The 16,026-nt window shown below is 44.8% G+C and carries 18 protein-coding genes; 4 read left to right on the forward strand and 14 right to left on the reverse strand.

What is annotated here, in order from left to right:
* The first annotated feature begins 570 nt into the window (after nucleotides 1-570).
* The 4 genes from CC97_RS09685 (at nucleotide 571) to CC97_RS09700 (ending at nucleotide 2,374) form a co-directional block, all read left to right on the forward strand.
* A complete protein-coding gene (locus CC97_RS09685) occupies nucleotides 571-828 on the forward strand; it encodes a hypothetical protein (RefSeq protein ID WP_044974802.1) in 258 nt (85 codons plus the stop codon).
* Nucleotides 829-948: 120 nt separating this feature from the next.
* Nucleotides 949-1,146 (forward strand): helix-turn-helix domain-containing protein, encoded by a 198-nt coding sequence (locus tag CC97_RS09690; protein ID WP_044974803.1) that lies wholly within the window; start codon nucleotides 949-951, stop codon nucleotides 1,144-1,146.
* Between the two features lie 60 nt (nucleotides 1,147-1,206).
* Nucleotides 1,207-2,112 (forward strand): Arm DNA-binding domain-containing protein, encoded by a 906-nt coding sequence (locus CC97_RS09695; RefSeq protein WP_044974804.1) that lies wholly within the window; start codon nucleotides 1,207-1,209, stop codon nucleotides 2,110-2,112.
* A complete protein-coding gene (locus CC97_RS09700) occupies nucleotides 2,075-2,374 on the forward strand; it encodes a tyrosine-type recombinase/integrase (protein WP_044974805.1) in 300 nt (99 codons plus the stop codon). The genes CC97_RS09695 and CC97_RS09700 overlap by 38 nt, the downstream gene beginning before the upstream one ends.
* 436 nt (nucleotides 2,375-2,810) lie before the next feature.
* On the opposite strand, the gene CC97_RS09710 is transcribed toward CC97_RS09700, so the two are convergent.
* From CC97_RS09710 to CC97_RS09775, 14 genes are all read right to left on the reverse strand, one after another.
* Nucleotides 2,811-3,392 carry an HD domain-containing protein gene (locus CC97_RS09710; RefSeq protein ID WP_081850066.1) on the reverse strand — a complete coding sequence of 194 codons (582 nt, stop codon included), beginning with the start codon at nucleotides 3,390-3,392 and terminating at the stop codon, nucleotides 2,811-2,813.
* A 237-nt stretch (nucleotides 3,393-3,629) separates the two neighbouring features.
* Entirely contained in the window at nucleotides 3,630-4,574 is a 945-nt protein-coding gene (locus CC97_RS18835) for an FHA domain-containing protein (protein WP_049962813.1), read from the reverse strand.
* A gap of 1 nt (nucleotide 4,575) precedes the next feature.
* Nucleotides 4,576-4,974 (reverse strand): hypothetical protein, encoded by a 399-nt coding sequence (locus tag CC97_RS09720; protein WP_044974808.1) that lies wholly within the window; start codon nucleotides 4,972-4,974, stop codon nucleotides 4,576-4,578.
* A 28-nt stretch (nucleotides 4,975-5,002) separates the two neighbouring features.
* The gene (locus tag CC97_RS09725; protein WP_044974809.1) at nucleotides 5,003-5,218 is read right to left on the reverse strand and encodes a hypothetical protein; all 216 of its coding nucleotides are present in this window, start codon (nucleotides 5,216-5,218) and stop codon (nucleotides 5,003-5,005) included.
* The gene (locus CC97_RS09730; protein ID WP_044974810.1) at nucleotides 5,196-5,447 is read right to left on the reverse strand and encodes a hypothetical protein; all 252 of its coding nucleotides are present in this window, start codon (nucleotides 5,445-5,447) and stop codon (nucleotides 5,196-5,198) included. Before CC97_RS09730 ends, CC97_RS09725 begins: the two co-directional genes overlap by 23 nt.
* On the reverse strand, nucleotides 5,448-5,639 hold the full coding sequence (locus CC97_RS09735; protein ID WP_044974811.1) for a hypothetical protein: 192 nt from the start codon (nucleotides 5,637-5,639) through the stop codon (nucleotides 5,448-5,450).
* On the reverse strand, nucleotides 5,623-5,910 hold the full coding sequence (locus CC97_RS09740; RefSeq protein WP_044974812.1) for a hypothetical protein: 288 nt from the start codon (nucleotides 5,908-5,910) through the stop codon (nucleotides 5,623-5,625). The genes CC97_RS09735 and CC97_RS09740 overlap by 17 nt, the downstream gene beginning before the upstream one ends.
* Nucleotides 5,903-6,367: a hypothetical protein gene (locus tag CC97_RS09745; RefSeq protein WP_044974813.1), complete on the reverse strand. Its 465-nt coding sequence runs from the start codon at nucleotides 6,365-6,367 to the stop codon at nucleotides 5,903-5,905. The genes CC97_RS09740 and CC97_RS09745 overlap by 8 nt, the downstream gene beginning before the upstream one ends.
* Complete coding sequence (locus CC97_RS09750; RefSeq protein ID WP_044974814.1) at nucleotides 6,364-7,128, reverse strand: LytTR family DNA-binding domain-containing protein; 765 nt, start codon at nucleotides 7,126-7,128, stop codon at nucleotides 6,364-6,366. Before CC97_RS09750 ends, CC97_RS09745 begins: the two co-directional genes overlap by 4 nt.
* Entirely contained in the window at nucleotides 7,122-11,168 is a 4,047-nt protein-coding gene (locus tag CC97_RS09755; protein WP_044974815.1) for an FtsK/SpoIIIE domain-containing protein, read from the reverse strand. Before CC97_RS09755 ends, CC97_RS09750 begins: the two co-directional genes overlap by 7 nt.
* A gap of 131 nt (nucleotides 11,169-11,299) precedes the next feature.
* Entirely contained in the window at nucleotides 11,300-11,542 is a 243-nt protein-coding gene (locus tag CC97_RS09760; protein WP_044974816.1) for a TIGR03905 family TSCPD domain-containing protein, read from the reverse strand.
* 5 nt (nucleotides 11,543-11,547) lie between these two features.
* Nucleotides 11,548-12,450: a PHP domain-containing protein gene (locus CC97_RS09765; RefSeq protein WP_044974817.1), complete on the reverse strand. Its 903-nt coding sequence runs from the start codon at nucleotides 12,448-12,450 to the stop codon at nucleotides 11,548-11,550.
* 186 nt (nucleotides 12,451-12,636) lie between these two features.
* Entirely contained in the window at nucleotides 12,637-13,764 is a 1,128-nt protein-coding gene (locus CC97_RS21010) for a D-alanyl-D-alanine carboxypeptidase family protein (protein WP_044974818.1), read from the reverse strand.
* A gap of 2 nt (nucleotides 13,765-13,766) precedes the next feature.
* Nucleotides 13,767-15,881 carry a polyribonucleotide nucleotidyltransferase gene (locus CC97_RS09775; RefSeq protein WP_044974819.1) on the reverse strand — a complete coding sequence of 705 codons (2,115 nt, stop codon included), beginning with the start codon at nucleotides 15,879-15,881 and terminating at the stop codon, nucleotides 13,767-13,769.
* Between the last annotated feature and the right edge of the window lie 145 nt (nucleotides 15,882-16,026).

A 16,026-nucleotide genomic window follows, 5' to 3' on the forward strand; every position in this document is an offset into this window, starting at 1 on the left:
AAGACCTTCAATTATTTCTTGACAAAGGAGCGACACAAACAATATACGAGCGATTAAAGCACACAAGTATTAATCTTGATGCAGACAACAAGATAAATACGCTACAGACCTATTTACAGCACTATTCAGGAAGCAATAAGTATATTGATAAGGATTATGTCAAATCCCTATTAGCTGATATAGGCAGACCAGCACGACAACTAACTAACATAAACCAAAGGCTAAAACAATTACAGATCCCGTTTATTATTTCTGAAAAACGCCAAAGAATAAACGGGAATAAAAATGCAGTTAATCTTTGGTATGTGTCAGAAGTGTAGTACAGTCCCCTTTACCAAGGAGATAAGATACATTTTTTCTTTTGTTATTTCCTTCTGAATTAATGTGTGTGTTATTTTTAGATTTATGCTTAATAGACTTTTTAAAGTTGACACACACTTAAACTAAGGAATTACACTTACTTATAATTTTGAGGAAGAAGAAAAAGAACAAGAATTATTTTTGAGCAAATTTCTCTACGAAAATTTGCGAATGATTGACGAAACACAACACAAAGGAGATTAAGAAAATATGAACTTACTTGATTATCTCACAAGGGATATAACTGACGATCAACTTATACAGGCAGTAAGCGAGTATCTTGATTTGTCGATGCCAGCACAGGATATTAAAGCTGATAAGAGATTACTAAACGCTATATTCGTTATACCGCTTATTGAGGACTGCTACACAAGCCCAAGAGCGCATACAAAGCACAGAAAGGATTGTATTATTAGCTTAGTATGTAACAGCTTATACAGGCATACAGAGCAGTACAGAAGCGTTTAAGAGTATCGGAGAGGGGGACTATCGACAGCAAACACACAGGCGATACACAACACGCACACAGACAAGCTGCAATGTAATATACGCCCCTTTGATGATTTATGAAGAAAGGATTATTTTTTAATGGAAATTTACACGATTAAGGAAATAGCCAAAGCATGGCATTGTGATGTACACATTGTTTATGATCTTATCAAGCAAGGCAGATTAAAAGCCTTTACAATTGATACAGGTACAAAGAAAACAAGCCTAAGAGTCCGAGCAAATGACTTAGACGATTTTTTAAAAAATCTACCGACAACAATTGACTGCAAAGAATGATTGTGATATACTCAGAGGCAAGAGTTATACAGTCATTCTAAAAAAAGGAGTGACTAATTAATGCCGAAAAAGCCAACAGGAGTAAGAAAGAGAGGTAACACGTGGCAATATTACTTTGACAAAGCCAGCATTGACGGCAAACGTCAAACAGTATACAGGTCAGGATTTAAAACGCAAAAAGAAGCCGAGGCAGCAAGAGCAGAAGCAATAGCAAAATATAATAATGGCGGTTTTGTACCCTTAAACAATGATATTAGTTTTGCTGATTTTTCAAAAATTTTCGTTAAGGAGCTTTCTGAAAACAGGTATACACTTGCAACAATAACAAGCTACAAAGCTGCACTTAACGCTTGTTTAATCCCTGAGTTAGGCGGATACAAACTAATTAATATCAACAGATCCATTGTTAACCAGTTTGTTAATAAACTTCACAACAGAGGCTTGTCAAAAAGCACTATCAGATTGTATATTTGTGTAGGTTCAAAGTGCTTTGAGGTAGCAAAACAACATAAGATAGCTGTTGACAATCCCTTTAAAGGCGTAACTGCACCTGATAACAGCTTAGTTAATAAAGGCAGACCACACCAAGCATACAGTGATGATTACATTAATCAATTGTTTAAAGCTTACAAAGGTGATAAATTAGAAGCAGTTCTTATGATTGGATATTATGCCGGACTTAGAATTTCAGAAACTTGTGCTCTTACATGGGACGATATTGATTTTGAAAACAAGATCATGACAGTTAATAAACAGATGGAGCACAACGAACAATTAAAAACCTTCTACTTTGCACCGCCAAAGTATAACAGTGTAAGACAGATTGAGATACCAACAATATTATGTGACTTCCTTTTTGAATTAAAGCAAGCACAAACGAAGGCACAGAAATATAAATTAAATCCTGATAGAAGTATTTCAGAGGGAAATGATTTTAGTTTTTGTTGTTACCAATTGGCACGGTAAGATTATCTGTAAGAGATATGTAATCAAAAGAGTGGAACTGCTGAAGAAAAAAGGCTATCCAGCGTTTAAACCTCATGATCTTAGACATACACATTGTACTAAGCTTATTGATAGCGGTATTAATATGCAGTATGTGCAGCAAAGGTTAGGGCATAAAAGCCTGAAAGTTACTTTGGATATATATACGCATTTGACAGCAGCACGACGTAAGACAGAGGCGTCAAAGCTTGATTCTGCGTTCTCTGCAATGACATCATTTTGACATCATAAATTTTTTCACACACTTACATCACCGCACACAAGTAAACAAAGTTCTACAATTGAGAGTCAGAATATTTTACATCAAAGCATATTTCAAAAATAAAAGTGACGTAAATATGCGGATTTTTATACCCCGAAAATTTTACGCAATAGCCACATATAAAACATAATTACATATTATAATCGTAAACAACAGAGAAAACGTTACCCGTATAAACCATAAGCGAAAGGGGGCTGTAGAAAAACACGATCCTTCATTTTTCCAGATACAAAAAAATAAATAAATAAAAATTCTATTTTCATAAAAAAATGACCGGACAGTTTACGGGGCTGTCCGGTTATTTTTTGTTTATAAGACGGATTCTGCAGAACCTCTCCGGGGCCGGATGTGTTTTCCGGGTCAGGGGAAATCTGCAGGTTCATCCGCAATGTATTTCTTACATCAGCTGTGTTTCGTTGATCATGAGCTTGAAGTCAAGGCCAAGGGTCTTCGCTGTCTTTTTACAGAGCTGCATTCTGTCGAGGAAGATCTCGAAGTAGTCCATAACAGAGCCGAACTTGGTGTCAACGGAGAGCTTGAGCTTGATGATGGTGTGTGCTTCGTTGATCTTGAGTTCCGCTTTCTTTACCGAGTAGTTTACACGGTCGTGGATATCGAATGTTGAGCTGTCAGTGTTGCGCACTCTTCCGCGGCGCACATCAGACTTGTCGGCGATTATGAGGGCTGCGGCAACGTCATTTACCGGCTGACCGGTCTTTTCGTCATGGTTGCCGATGGCAGTTGTGATGGTCGCGATCTCCTCAGGCGGGAAGCCGAGTTCGGTGAGAATGCGGAAAGCCATTATCGCGCCGCTCTGGCTGTGATCATCGCGGTTTACAAGGTTTCCTATATCATGAAGGTAGCCTGCAATTTTTACAAGCTCAACTGTTCTTTCATCATAGCCGAGTGTTTCGAGAATATATCCTGCCTTTTCTGCAACAAGCGTAACATGTTCGAAACAGTGTTCGGTATACCCCATAGCCTTGAGTGATTCATCGGCTTTCTTTATGTAGGTGTTTATAGCTTCGTTTTTTTTTGATCTCTTTATATGTAAGTTCCTTGTTATTCATTCTGATCCTCCGTTTTCCTTATTTTCATAATAACTATTATATCACACGGCCGTGATTTGTCAACGATATTCGTCCTGCTTAAAACAGCACATGTAAAATGCCGGCGTTCCGGGATACTGGGCATCTGCTTGCCGTCCGTTCCGGCATTATACATTTTCTATTCTGACACTGAATGAAATCCTGCCTATTTTCAGTACCGAACCGCTGAACAGTTCCGTCTCCTCGGTTATCTGCTCGCCGTCAACAAATGTGTGGTTGAGCGAATCAAGATCCTCGACGTATACCTTTGAATTTCTGCAGAAAATACGGCAGTGTTTCTGTGAAACGCTTCTTTCGTTGTATATGACTGCATCAGCAAGCGACTGGTTTCGACCAATGACAGACGGCTTCAGCGAAGATATTTCGATAACATGATCCTTGTCGGCGGTGTTTGTAAGAATGATCTTCTTTTCAGCACTTTCTCTGAAAAGTATCCTTGTTGACATTGAATTAAGGACCGTTCCGGCATTTCCTTCCCTTTTCCTTGCAAGAGGTACCGTATAGTTCCTTTCCGGTTCGCCCTCATCCCCTGCTGATGACGGTGCTTTTTTCCTCCGGCGTGAATTTATGAAAAAGAATGCTCCGCCGAGCAGCATCATGACAATTACTGCTACAAGAATGATTCTCGTTCTCGCAAGCGAACGTTCCGCAGCAGCATAGCGCTGGTCTCCGGTATCCACCTCGGATTCGTACGTAACCTCGTTTTCGCCGTTTCCGAAAGTCATTGCTATTTTTTTGACTCCGCCTTCGCCGACTGCCTTTCCGTCAAGCTTTGCTTTTACAAGACACATGACCTCGCTTCCGGAATCCTGCTCGTCCTCCGGAAGCATCATTTTCATGTCCTCTGCGGAAACGACTGCGGTTATTTTAAGCTTCCTTCCGTCAGCTGTTACGGATCTTATCTCCATACTTTCGTCCGGCAGTTTTACCACGGCAGAATAAATACCGTCCTCATAGCTGCCGTCCACTATCCCCTCACCGGCTGCCTTCACCGGAACAGCACAGAACAAAAGTAAAAGTGCTGACGCAAAAGCCGCAAGTTTTCTTTTCATCTTAATTCTCCTGACTGTTTCTGAAAACAAGTGCTTCAAGTGCATCACTGTGCTTAACGCTCTTTCCGCACAGAAGTGCAGACGAAACTGCTTTCTTTGACTTTTCAACAACAACGCGCCCGCTCTGTTCAAAAACTGTTTTCTTCACGAGTGCACTTATTTTTTCCTCGGCACATTCAATGTTATCAGTCATGGCTGAAAGCACTGATGCCGCATTTTCAGCTGCTTCGGCTTCGGCAGAGAAGAGCCTGCCGATCCTGTTTCCTGCCTCCTCCGGAAGATCACCTGCAAGGCAGGCAGTGCGTACAAATTCCGCGTCGTCACGAAGATTTCCGGCAAATCTGTTAAAAGCCGAAATACAGTCTTCCATGTCCGGAAGACTTACAATTATCTTTTTCATAGTATCCTTTCGAATATATCAGCATTTCCTAAAATGAAAAATCCGACAGTGCGCTTTTCTTTTCTTCCGTCTTCATTGCCGGATCGTCACGGAATTTTTCTGTCATTTTTCTTATGTAGTGAACCGAATCATCGAGCGATGAACAGAATACGGCCGAAGCATCGGAATCCCAGTTCTTTCTGAGTTCACTTCCGGTGATCTCAAGTTCACGTATCAGTCTGTCAAATTTTTCGTACTTCGTCATATATGTCTCCTGCACCTGAAACGAACTTACCGCCGGCATCTTCATACTCTTCTCCCGCTTTTTCAAGCAGCTCTGCGTATCCGGCTATTATCTTCCCGCACTCCTCAAGGAATTTTCTGCACTCACCGTTTTCCATAGTTTCGGTTTCGGCAAGCCATTCCCGGCTGTTTTTCGCAAGAACGGATGCGGCATTTTTCAGAGCTTCAGGAGATACCTTTATTCTATCCATTTATGCTTCTCCGTTCCCTGATTTTATTTCTTCACTGAGTTCCGAAAGCTTCGAATACATTCTGTCCGCACTTTTCAAAAGCAGGTCGTAGCCTTCTGCTTCACCGAAGTCAGCCAGTATCTCTCTTATATTCCGAAGCTCAGCGAGTCTGTCGTCTATCCTTTCCGACAGTTCATTAATTCTGCGTGTCATTTTTCTGCTCCTGTATCAGCATAAGTATGCTGCCGTTTGTTACTCCGTATTTTTCAAGCCTTTCCTCAGGATCAAGAGGAAGCCTTGATCCCGACGCATAGAGAAGAAGCCCTTCATCATTAAGTATGACATCCGTCTTCAGCGCTTTCCGCACTTCGCCGGCTATCTTCAGTGCTGCTTCTCCTGCGGTAAGACCGGTATCGACAACAAAATCGAACCGTCCCGAAACCACCGGGCAGACCACTTCGGTATTCACCCTTCTTTCACTCATGGCAAGGCTCCTTTAAGAATCCGGCAAGCTCATCATATACGTCTTTTCCGCCTCTTATGACCTTAAGATCATAAGCCTTAAGCTCTGTGCCGAGTTCTGTCCTTTCCTCGTCAGATGCTGCCGCGCAGAGGCTGTACTCCATCCCGAAGGCCGTATTCAGTTTAAGCATCACGATCAGATCAGCCGAACAGTAGACCCATACTCCGGAGCCAGTATCAGCAAGAGCCAGCGGTGCTGCGTAGATGTGTTTCATCATAAGTGCCATTCCGTTTTCAGGCGATACAGTATCAGTTCCTGCGTTTACAAATCCCTTTTTATGCAGTGTTTCCGCAGTCTCGTCATATTCCTCACGACTTATGAAAATGTCGCCGAATTTCTGTTCAAGACTTCCGGCATCGCCGAAAAGATCAAGCAGAAGAACAAGTTCCTTCTTTTTCAGTCTGTATGATATACTCATGAAGATTCTCCCCCGTAAAGGTTACTTACATAACACTTTTTCAAGTCCGAACTGTAGTTACGCGAGAAAAAGACCTCGCTTCCGTCGTTCATCAAAATTACTCTCTCGTGATAGTCTATCGATTTTATGAAGCGGACGTTGATAACATAGCTGCGGTGAACACGGACAAAATACTCCGGCGCCTCTTTCATTATCGCATCCAGCGAATCATAAAACTCATATGACTGTGATACAGTGTGGAAAGTTATCCTCTTGCTCTGGACCTCGATCATGTATATGTTGTCAAAGCTTTCGGTAAAGTCTTCGAACCTTATCCTGAACCGGTAGCTCGGAACAGGAGTCTGAACGGGAGTGCTGCTTACGGAAATGGAACTGATATATCTTGTATAATCCTCGTAAATGTCACGCAGCAGTGAACCGATATGTTCTTCATCTGCATTTTCAAGAAGTATGCCCGACGGTCTGAATGAAGGCCGGACTATACCGTACATATCCTCGAAGGAATCAAGTACCAGTACAGTGTAACTGTTCCCTTCGGCGTCATCGATCCGTTTTCTGATATTCTCAAATCTGTCGTCATTCTTTATCACGAAAAGAGATGATCCGTCGGCTCCGGAAATGATAACTGAAAACTGTTCCTCATCGGAACAGCAGCCGCCGTCAAATATGCTGAGACGCTTCTCTTTTATCTGACTTAAGCACCGTTTATGCAGCCGCCTTCCGTTCAGCTCATTACTGTTGTATCCGTAAAGATTCAGCATACCGCACCTCCTTTTTCAAACGCTTTTATAAATACGCTGTTCGCATATTCCGAACCGGACACATTTCCTGTGATGAAGGTCACACCGAAGCCGCTTCCGCCTTTAAGGAACTTTTCAGTGATAAGTGCCATGTCTTCGTTTCCTTCTGCATAAATGCATTTACAGAAACTGTCCGGATCTTCTGTTATGACATAAACATCTTCGCCGTCAAAGCTTCCTGATATCCTTCGCGCAGTCGCACGCTCCGAAAAAATATCCTTTAGTTTCAGAAGCAGGTCATAGGCTCCGTCACGGCCTTTGAAACATTCAGCGCCCTCTGCCCCGGAACTGTCTTCTGACCAGAAAAGCACTCTTCCTTCTGCAGAATACCTGTTTACCAGTCCGGTATATCCTGCGTGGTCAGAAACATTTTCCTTTATGCAGAAAGTGTCCTTTACAATGACCGCGCCGGCGTATGAAGCGTTGACCCTGTCGCAGAAAGCAAGCAGTGATGAATATTTCTCCCTGCCCTTTCCCGTACAGCAGACCGTTCCCTGGAATGAAAGCACCCTCCGGTCGGAAAGATAAAGTCCGCGTCCCGGACAGAAAGGAAGATTTCCTTCAGGGCGTACTCCGAGAAGATCAGTGTAATCAGATCTGTCATTCTGTTCAAAGGTTATGACCGTCTTATAATTCTGACGGGTCTTAAGTCTTATGTCCGCAGCCTGCTTAACGGTAATGACAAATATGATCCCATACCGGACGCATTCACCTGCAAGCCTTGCCGCCTGTTCCTCCGCAGCCGGATAAAGATCCTTAAGGACCCCGTAGCCGTCGATCACCACAAGTTCAAGGCACAGATCATCACTTATCTCCATGTATTCACTGTAATCGGAAACATGGAACGCGGAAAATTTTCTTTTTCTTCTCTCGACTTCCCCGCGTATCTCATCAAGAAGGCCGGTAAGTTCCCTTTCATCAGGCGATGAAATAGCTGCCGCCGAATGTCTGAGCCTGCCGAAAACTGATATTACTCCTGCAGTAAAGTCGACAGTCTTTATCACTATTCTTTCCGGCGGATAATTCTCCGCAAGGAAGCTTAATGCGGAAGCGAGGAACATGGTCTTTCCGCTTCCTGCCACGCCGGAAACCAGAATATTTCCAGTCGTGTAAAGATCGAACACTGTCGGGAAGACTGCCTGATTTTCCGGATCATCGGTAACGCCGGCTGCAAAAACGAGGCCGTCATCAAGCGGTATATTTCCGTATTTGCCGATATCTTCTGACGGAATGAGCGTTCCCGGAGCCTCGCGCCACACCTGACGTGCCGGAGCAATACCGTTTTCCGCGCAGTATCTTTCTGTTATTTCAGTAAGAACATCGAGTTCCGTAATTCCGTCTTCTTCACATTTTTCTTCACGGTCATTTACAGGAGTACCGTCATGACGGATCATAAAAGCAGTAAGCTTCTCTCCTTCCGGAGAATACCGCGCACCTGAGTAGCCTGTCTGAACAAGGGTCATGCCCTCTGAATTTCCGCACCGAACAAGAGCGCGTCCGGCGTTTTCAATGAAAGCCGCATCCGGCTTTTCGATAAGACTTATACTGTCTTCCCTGTCCCTGACCTTCAGACAGATCCTGAAACCGGAGTTACTTCGGATCTCGTCATCGACAACGCCGGAAGGACGCTGTGTTGCAAGCAGAAGGTGTATTCCGAGGCTTCGGCCCACACGTGAGATACTCACAAGCTCGCTTATAAAATCAGGCTGTTCCTTTTTTAGTTCCGCAAACTCATCGCAGATTATCACAAGATGAGGCAGAGCCTCCTCCGCCTTTCCGTTTTCATACAGCTTAAGATAGGCGTCGATATGGCTCACATCATACTTTTTAAAAATTACCTGACGTTTTCTTATTTCGCCTGAAAGCGACACGAGGATTCTTCCGGTCTCATTTCTTTTGTCAGAAAGATTTGTAAGGATACCGGCCACATGGGGAAGTCCTTCAAACACACGTGACATACCGCCGCCTTTATAATCGATAAGGACGAAAGCCACCTGGTCAGGACTGTATCCCAGAGCCAGCGAAAGAATGAGGGTCTGGATAAGCTCCGATTTTCCCGAACCGGTAGTACCGGCAATAAGGCCGTGAGGACCGTGGCCTGTTTCGTGAAGATCAAGGAAATACGGCTTTCCGGAACTGTCGGTGCCTATGAGTGCCCTGATGCTTTCGTACGATCTGTTTCTTCTGTAGTTTCCCCTGATATCATGTATATCCGCATCCGAATTTTCATACATTCCGGTAAAGGAAAGGGTGTCGGGCAGACGTTCTCCGCCTTCGTCACCGGTACCGGAACCTGCCATCAGCCTTGCATATGAAAGGGCACTTTCAGGGCTGATGCTTTCACGCCTGTCCGTTACGACTGTTTTTTCAGGTCCTGAAAAAACGGGACTCTCATCATCTGAATATCTGCAGATAATGAAAACTACCTTTCCTTCCCTGTCGGAATTAAGATATTTTTTCACTTCAGGAGATGAAAGAAGAGATTCATCCTCAGAGAAAACGATCAGATAATGACTGATGGTCTCACGCTTCAAATACGATGAGATGATCTCTTCCATGTGTCTGGCTGAAAGGTCATCAAATCCGGTGAAACGCACCTTTCTGTCAGCTGAAAAAGTGTGCGGCAGCCACTTTACAAAAGACACGCCGTCAGTGTCATCGCCCGGTAAAACGAACATCATCTTTACGTTCTCAGGATCGAATGACGCGGATATCTTCACCGCCATGCCGCGTATAAATTCCGTCAGCGCTTCACGTTTTCCGGTGACATGAAAGACCTTTCCCGTTTTAAGGTCAGCTTCTGCCGGAACACCGTCGGCATAACGGTATTTTCTTGCAAGCTCCGCGATATGCTTGTCCGGATTTCCGCCGGTCTTTATAAACCTTTCAAAAGAGGCTTTTCCCGTACCGACACGCACCTTAAGGAAATCCTCGTCAGACGGCGGAACGATCCTCCTTCTTCCTTCAGCAAACATATGAGCCGCTTCTCTTGCATCAGGAAAGTGTTCGTTCATCATCAGACGGTAGTTTTCCTGCTTTTCTGCAAGCAGCTGCTCATATTTTTTCAGTTCGTCCTGACGGTCTGAACTGTCGCGCTTAGCCGTTATCATCCCGGAAACACGTTCGGCGCCAAGCCAGATGCCTGTAACTGCTGCCGTACCGGCCGCAAAAGCCGCAAGGGTCTGCAGTACAGTCAGAGCACCCCTGAAGGCCGCCGCAGCAGAAAGGACCGCTGATGCCGGGACTGCTGTCTTCATTATTTCAGAAACGCCGTGTTTCTTTTGTCCGGTCGCCAATGCTGCAGGAAGTTCGAGTTCAGCTTCACAGTCCTTTTCAGAAAGTGAAAAACTGCGCAGACTTTCCTTCTTAACTGCAGTGCTCTTTCTTCCGGCCGAAGTTTCGTAACCGGTACCGGCCTTTACGAGTCTGTGCCCTGCGAAATAACTGTTTTTCTGTACTGCTATGGAATCTCCGGCGAAAACGATCTTTGCACCGAATATCCAGATCATATCGAAGGGATCAAGCTGGCGTTTTCCCCCGGTCTTTTTTCCGTTTACAAACACGCCGTTCTCACTGAGGTCCTTAATGCTGAACACACCGCCGTCGCAGCTTATCTCAGCATGTCTGCGGCTGATGTAATCGCCTTTTACGACAATATCGCAGTCGTCCCCGCTTCCGACTGTCAGAGATCTTTCAGGACAGAAACTTTCAAAGCAGACGGATTTTTCGTCAAGCGAAGACACAAACAGGGCACCGGTGAGTACAGTGCCTTTTATCTCTATTTCATTGCAGTGTCCGTCACGTATCACGTCATCACCTGTAACCAGGATGCTGCCGTCATTTTTTATGCGCCACTTTCCTCCGGACTTTTCAAAGGAAATCACGCAGTCTTTCTTTTTCGTCAGATCAGAAATATCTATGAAATTTTCATTCCCGTCATCAAGTGACAGAATACGCTCACAGACTCTGTCTCTGAAAATCAGCTGTATTGAATAGTACATTTTTTTCCTTAGGTTTTTACTGTTATTCCGAAAGAAACCGGTACAGCAAAATGACTGCACCGGTCCGATAGTTTATCTTTTCAAAAAGAGTTCACCGGTCTGTCCGCAGATCAGTGTTCCCCCCCGTCTGATCATAAATATGCTTTTACAGCCTTAGCGAGCTGGTCAGGACATGATGTGCCCTTGCCGTTACAGTCGATGCCTTCGAGTCTTGCGACAACATCTTCGATCTTCATGCCTTCGACGAGGCTTGCAATACCCTTGAGATTACCGTTGCATCCTCCTGTTACTTTAAGGTTTCTTATAATTCCGTCTTCAATGTCGAAGTTCATATTTCTTGAGCACACGCCCTTAGGTGTGAAATTTACGTTCATGATAATTACTCTCCTTTTGCAGGTGCAGCTGTTTTTTCTTCGGCTTTCGGTGCAGCCGGCGTCTTGTCCTCAGATGCTCTCTTGTTTGAAAGTCTTATGATCCTGTCGAAATTCTCCTTTGTCGTCAGGTTGCTTCCGAGGTATGTAGGCTGTGCGTTGTAAAGGCCGTGGAAGTCGGAACCGCCTGTTACGATCAGATCGTATTTATCGGCGATCTCCTGCATTCTGCTTCTTGCAGCTTCATCTGCTGTGTAGTGCCCTATCTCAACACCGTCGATCTTGCCGTCGGCAGCAAGCTCTTCGAGAAGTTCAATATTGTTGTACTGTACCGGATGTGCCATTACTGAAACACCGCGGGCTGCACGGATAAGTTCAAGAACGAACTTAACGTCCGGATATTCACGTTCAACAAGGCAGGTGCCGTTTTTGAGATTAAAGAGTTCATCGTTGAGTGCACCGTAGAATTCGAGTGCATAGCCGTATTCGATAAGCGCACGCATGATGTGCTGCTTGAAAATACTCTTGCTGCCTGTGGCATGCTTGAGAACACTTTCCTCGCTTATAGGATAAAGCTCTCTGACTTTTTCGATCATTTCCTTTGAACATGATTTTCTTATCTCACAGCACTTGAGGCAGAGACCTTCAAGTCTGTCCGGCTTCTTCGGCGCATAGCAGAGAATATGAACCTTCTGGTTTCTCTGTTTGTCCCATGCTGACATTTCAACGCCCTGAATTATCTTTACGCCGTATCTTTCAGCAAGTACTGCTGCTCTTGAATATGATGAAAGGGTGTCGTGGTCAGTTATTGAAAGCACGTCTATCCCTGTTTTCTTTGCCTGTGCGATTACTTCTTCGATTCCAAGCGATCCGTCAGATAAAGTCGTATGACAGTGCAGATCGATTTTCATTGGTTTACTCATTCCTTCCCGAAAAAGATGCTGTGATGGGGCATCTTTTAGTCTGTAAAAAATTGTCTTTAAAATTATACCATAAAACCGATCAGAAATCAATACTTTTTTGTGTATTTTTTTAATTGTGTAATTCCGGCAATAGAAAAACGGCACAGGATGTATGATCATGTGCCGTTTTTAATGTTATCTGAAAATATATTCTTCGTGAGTACACTTATTACCTGCTTCGGAATTGTAGAAACTTGTCAGAGCTTCATATTCGCTGTGCGGATAGGACGGATCGTTTGCTATAAATTCGTTATAGTAATCTTCCCAGACATAGTTGTCATTTGTCATGTAACCTTTGTCGAGGACTCCGTCGCCGTCAGTGTCGGCTGCACATTTTTCCCAGAACTTTGTTGCGTTGTACACGCCTACGAATCTCCAGTGCCAGCCTTCGTAGATTGTACCGGTACGCTGTCCGGTTGCGGAAGTTGTGTCTCCGTCGATCTTGTAGCGCCAGATAAATCCGTACTTGTGGGCATTATCGGCAAGCCAGGTAAATTCTTTGTTTGCCGGTGCTGTTCCCTCTCGGTTTACTGCACCTGTCGATTCAATAAACTCACTGCTGTTGTATGAGATGTTGAAGTCAACTGCCAGACCTGCACAGTGTTCGGAATAGGCACCGAGTGTACGTGCCCAGTATCCGTTCTCCTGATTTACCTGCAGACCGCCTGTTGCAACATCGTATGATGCCTGATAGAATGTTCTGTAACCCATTCCGGCACCGCCGTCGTGATCGCCGTACTCAAGACCGATAGCACCCTTCATGTCTGCTGAAAGTGCGTTAAGGAACGACTCAGGTACTTCGGATAATCTTCCGTGAGCAAGCGATGCTTCTGCCACAGGACCGCCGGCTGTTATAACATCGGCACCGTATGCCGTTGTCGGAGCCGGTGCAGGTGCATTCAGTGATGCAAGAGCCACACTGCCTATGACACTGTCAGTGCTGAGCACCTTAAGTATCGCCTCTCCCTTTTCGGCTGTATCGTAAGCCGGAAGTGCAGGACTTACAAGAAATGCTGCCCATTTGTTATCAGCGAATTCCCCGTTCTCCGAAGCAGCCCCTGCTCCGGACGGGATCTCGCGGATGTCGTTTAATGTCTCAAACCCCTCTGATGTATCTCCTTCACCGGGAGATGCAATGCTTTCCCCGTTCTGAACTATCCCGCTTCCTGTGCTGTCGTCTGATCCGTCAGACTGGCACGCTGTACCTGCAAAAGCAAGTGCAGCCGTCATCAGTACAGGAAGAAGTTTTATTCTGATCTTCATTTTTATTTGTTATTCTTTGCCTCAATATCTGCAAGAGCATCCTTTCTTGAAAGGTTGATTCTGCCCTGGCTGTCAATTTCCATTACCTTTACAACAACTTCGTCACCGATGGAAACAACGTCTTCCACCTTTTCAACTCTCTGCTTGTCGAGCTTTGAGATGTGAACGAGTCCGTCCTTGCCCGGAGCGATCTCAACGAAAGCACCGAACTGCATTATTCTTACTACCTTGCCCTTGTAGATAGCACCTACTTCAGGGTCCATAGCGATTGTTCTTACGATCTGGAGAGCCTTGTCTACCTTGTTCTTGTCGATACCTGAGATGAATACTGAACCGTCATCTGAAATGTCGATCTTAACTTCGCATTCAGCTGAGATCTTCTGGATTACCTTACCGCCCTGTCCGATTACTTCACGGATCTTGTCTACAGGGATCTTTGTCTGTACCATCTTAGGTGCGTATTCATTTACAGTCTCTCTTGGTGCAGGAATAGCCTTGAGCATGATCTCGTCGAGGATGTAGATACGTGCCTTTCTTGTCTTTTCAAATGCTTCCCTGATGATCGGCATTGTAAGACCGTCAACCTTGATATCTACCTGGATAGCTGTGATACCCTTGTGAGTACCGCCAACCTTGAAGTCCATGTCGCCGAAGAAGTCTTCGAGACCCTGGATATCAACCATTGTCATGAAGTCGTCTGAATCAGGCTTTGTGATAAGGCCGCATGAGATACCAGCTACAGGAGCCTTGATCGGAACACCTGCATCCATGAGTGCGAGTGTTGAACCACAGATAGAACCCTGTGATGTTGAACCGTTTGAAGAAAGGACTTCAGAAACGAGTCTGAATGCGTAAGGGAATTCTTCAACCGGCGGGATAACTGGTTCAAGAGCTCTTTCAGCAAGAGCGCCGTGACCGATCTCACGTCTTCCCGGACCTCTGCTTGGCTTTGTCTCACCAACTGAGTATGAAGGGAAGTTATACTGGTGCATATATCTCTTTGTATCTTCTTCGTCAAGACCGTCGATCTTCTGTGAGTCACTTACAGGACCGAGTGTTGCAACTGTGAGTACCTGTGTCTGACCTCTTGTGAAGAGACCTGAACCGTGAACTCTTGGAAGAAGTCCTACTTCAGCTGCAAGAGGTCTGATTTCATCGATGCCTCTGCCGTCAACACGCTTGCCTTCGTAGAGCCAGTTTCTTACGATCTTCTTCTGGAGTTTGTAGATACATTCGTCGATCATTGCGATCTGCTCAGGATACTGTTCATCGAACTTTTCGTGTATTTCATCCTTGATAGGCTGGAGTCTTTCTTCTCTGATGTTCTTGTCATCAGTGTCGAGAGCAACCTTAACTCTTTCTTCTGCGAGTTCAGCGATAGCGTCGAAGAGGTCATGGTCAACTTCCATTGATTCGAATTCGAACTTCTTCTTGCCGATCTGCTTCTGGATGTCGCTGATGAAAGCTACCATCTTCTTGATCTCTGCGTGACCGAATTCGATAGCTTCGAGCATCTTGTCTTCTGGTACTTCGTTTGCACCAGCTTCGATCATTACGATCTTTTCCATAGAACCTGCAACTGTAAGGTTGAGGTCGTTGTGCGCTCTCTGTTCAAGTGTAGGGTTGAGAACGAGTTCGCCGTCAACAAGACCAACGCTTACGCCGGCAACAGGTCCGTTCCACGGGATGTCTGAGATAGAGATGGCAACTGATGTTGCGATCATGCCGACGATTTCAGGGAGGTTGTCAGGTTCCACTGCGAGAACTGTCATAACAACTGAAACGTCATTTCTCATATCCTTAGGGAAAAGTGGTCTGATCGGACGGTCTACAACTCGTGAAGTAAGGATAGCCTTTTCTGAAGGCTTGCCTTCTCTCTTTGTAAATGAGCCTGGTATTCTGCCCACTGAATAAAGTCTTTCTTCGTAGTCAACTGAGAGAGGGAAGAAATCAACGCCTTCTCTTGGCTTAACGCTTGCTGTTACGTTAGCCATTACTACTGTTTCGCCGTATCTTACCCAGCATGAACCGTTGGATAAACCACATGTCTTTCCTGTTTCTACAACCAGCGGTCTGCCCGCAAATGTTGTTTCAAACTTTCTGTAATTCTCAAACATTTTTTTCGCCTCCGAAAATTATTTTTCTTAAGGCAGTAAATTCAGCAATAAACAGAAAAACCGAACCCGCGTGATTTCATCCTGCGGACGAGGGGTAAACTGCAGTACAGAGTCTGGAGAGCGCCGTACTTTATTCAATACATTC

It is taken from the genome of Ruminococcus sp. HUN007 (genome assembly GCF_000712055.1).
GTDB lineage: Bacteria > Bacillota > Clostridia > Oscillospirales > Ruminococcaceae > HUN007.

Coding starts and splice junctions, on each gene's coding strand:
- CC97_RS09735 (WP_044974811.1), bottom strand. CDS start 5,639: ATGACACGCAGAATTAATGAACTGTCGGAAAGGATAGACGACAGACTC.
- CC97_RS09750 (WP_044974814.1), bottom strand. CDS start 7,128: ATGCTGAATCTTTACGGATACAACAGTAATGAGCTGAACGGAAGGCGG.
- CC97_RS09730 (WP_044974810.1), bottom strand. CDS start 5,447: ATGGATAGAATAAAGGTATCTCCTGAAGCTCTGAAAAATGCCGCATCC.
- CC97_RS09710 (WP_081850066.1), bottom strand. CDS start 3,392: ATGGGGTATACCGAACACTGTTTCGAACATGTTACGCTTGTTGCAGAA.
- CC97_RS09685 (WP_044974802.1), top strand. CDS start 571: ATGAACTTACTTGATTATCTCACAAGGGATATAACTGACGATCAACTT.
- CC97_RS09775 (WP_044974819.1), bottom strand. CDS start 15,881: ATGTTTGAGAATTACAGAAAGTTTGAAACAACATTTGCGGGCAGACCG.
- CC97_RS09745 (WP_044974813.1), bottom strand. CDS start 6,367: ATGAGTATATCATACAGACTGAAAAAGAAGGAACTTGTTCTTCTGCTT.
- CC97_RS09755 (WP_044974815.1), bottom strand. CDS start 11,168: ATGTACTATTCAATACAGCTGATTTTCAGAGACAGAGTCTGTGAGCGT.
- CC97_RS09760 (WP_044974816.1), bottom strand. CDS start 11,542: ATGAACGTAAATTTCACACCTAAGGGCGTGTGCTCAAGAAATATGAAC.
- CC97_RS09740 (WP_044974812.1), bottom strand. CDS start 5,910: ATGAGTGAAAGAAGGGTGAATACCGAAGTGGTCTGCCCGGTGGTTTCG.
- CC97_RS21010 (WP_044974818.1), bottom strand. CDS start 13,764: ATGAAGATCAGAATAAAACTTCTTCCTGTACTGATGACGGCTGCACTT.
- CC97_RS09695 (WP_044974804.1), top strand. CDS start 1,207: ATGCCGAAAAAGCCAACAGGAGTAAGAAAGAGAGGTAACACGTGGCAA.
- CC97_RS09700 (WP_044974805.1), top strand. CDS start 2,075: ATGATTTTAGTTTTTGTTGTTACCAATTGGCACGGTAAGATTATCTGT.
- CC97_RS09720 (WP_044974808.1), bottom strand. CDS start 4,974: ATGAAAAAGATAATTGTAAGTCTTCCGGACATGGAAGACTGTATTTCG.
- CC97_RS18835 (WP_049962813.1), bottom strand. CDS start 4,574: ATGAAAAGAAAACTTGCGGCTTTTGCGTCAGCACTTTTACTTTTGTTC.
- CC97_RS09690 (WP_044974803.1), top strand. CDS start 949: ATGGAAATTTACACGATTAAGGAAATAGCCAAAGCATGGCATTGTGAT.
- CC97_RS09765 (WP_044974817.1), bottom strand. CDS start 12,450: ATGAAAATCGATCTGCACTGTCATACGACTTTATCTGACGGATCGCTT.
- CC97_RS09725 (WP_044974809.1), bottom strand. CDS start 5,218: ATGACGAAGTACGAAAAATTTGACAGACTGATACGTGAACTTGAGATC.